Genomic DNA, 1,655 nt, shown 5'->3' with positions numbered 1-1,655 from the left:
ATGACGTGCGCATCGACCCGGTCGGTCGGTCGCGTCGGTCCGTCGGTCACGCTGGCACCGGGCATTACTCCGGCGCAGTGGCGGCTTATGCGTCAAGCTCTCGTCTGGAATCAGCTTCATATCCAGAAGGTGTTTTACCATCCTCAGCACTTGGCACTCCGTCGCGCCCCGCGATCACTCAACGGGGAATCGGCTGCTGGCTTGACGCTCGCGAAAAGATGCCCCATCTAACGGGGTCTATCGCGGGTGGTGAACCCGCCGGCGGTTTTTGGTTCCGTGTCCATCTTTCACACACGCCCGGTAGGTTGCCTCTCTACCGGTGAGCCAAATCTGCTACGATTAACTCAATCTTTTTTGATTTTTATGAGCACTTAAAATGTACCGCGTTAGAAAAACGCGGTACATTTTATTTTCCCTTTTTCTCGAAAATTAACGTCTTTTTTTATTTTTCATCGTTTTTTTTGATGTCCCAACCCGTCATCGCCTTAAGAACATTTTTAATCATGAATCACTCGTCTTAGTAACCTGACCCATTTGATGCAAGAGGTGTGACCCTCCGACAGCCGTCATTTTTACGCCACAGCATCAAAAAAATTCGGCGTCGAGGTCCGCGCAGATGCGCGCGCTCTTCCACCTGAGACCACCAGCAGGCGCAGAGCCGCACACTTCGCTTATGTGCGGCTTCTGCTGCCTGCGTTGATGCGCGTCGATTACGGGAGAGCGGCCCAGGGGTGACGCTGGGAGATGCCTACGCGCTGCGCGTGACTCTCTTACTGCGTATCGGGTCGATTATCGCGCTGACGGTGTACAGACCTCATCAACAAACCGACGTAGACGGCTTGAAGCACGATGACGAGCAATAGAGCTAGCATCTGCTCCGTGGTGGCGGTGCCTGAGATAATCAACGCTAATGCGTCGCACAGGCGATCCATGCGGTCAGCGCGTGGTGCGTACATCGGATGCTGAAATCTTGCCATCTTCTTTAGCGTTTCGGTTTGTTTCCGTTCAATTTTCCGCCGTAAGAAGCGCGGAGCCACGAGATATAGCCAGACTCCGAGACGAGTGTATAAGGCCAGCAGCCAAGAAGACACGAGATAACTCCTGTCCTTCGGGGTCCCACTGGTTGGGACAGTCAAAGGACATATCGGAGTCGTGAGAGTGAGCTTCAGAGATGCCGAAGGGAAGGGCCTATGTTAAGAGCTCAAGCACGAGGGAACCCTGTCATCTTCTACCTAAGTCGTCCGGGGTAAGAGCCTAAAGTTCCTTGAGTTTTAGCGGGTTTTCTAGGTTTCTGTGTCTGGGGTAGGAAAAGGAATTCGCGGCGCTTCGCTTGCTCATGCTCTGCTTTTTCTGCCCTCTCTGCTCCCCCTCCCAGGCTCCCAGCTGACGGGGAGGGCGCGCCTCATCGATTTGGGAGGGAGGGAGCAGAGGGACAGAGGGAGCCCTGCCCTGTGTGCTCTCAGAGAGCAAAAACCCACCCTGCGCGGGGTGGGTCTAGGTTCTCTAAGAGACTGAAAGGCAGGTGATAATGACGTGCGCATCGACCCGGTCGGTCGGTCGCGTCGGTCCGTCGGTCACGCTGGCACCGGGCATTACTCCGGCGCAGTGGCGGCTTATGCGTCAAGCTCTCGTCTGGAATCAGCTTCATATCCAGA

The 1,655-nt window shown here is 55.0% G+C and carries 1 protein-coding gene; it reads right to left on the bottom strand.

Going from position 1 to position 1,655, the window contains the following annotated elements:
* Positions 1 to 770 precede the first annotated feature (770 nt).
* Complete coding sequence (locus D8M41_RS11665; RefSeq protein ID WP_161970789.1) at positions 771 to 1,091, bottom strand: hypothetical protein; 321 nt, start codon at positions 1,089 to 1,091, stop codon at positions 771 to 773.
* Positions 1,092 to 1,655 lie beyond the last annotated feature (564 nt).

Source organism: Rothia sp. HSID18069 (assembly GCF_003989155.1).
GTDB lineage: Bacteria > Actinomycetota > Actinomycetes > Actinomycetales > Micrococcaceae > Rothia > Rothia aeria.
The sequence above is the reverse complement of the archived record's forward strand: the minus strand, read 5'-3'. Positions and strand labels throughout refer to the sequence as shown.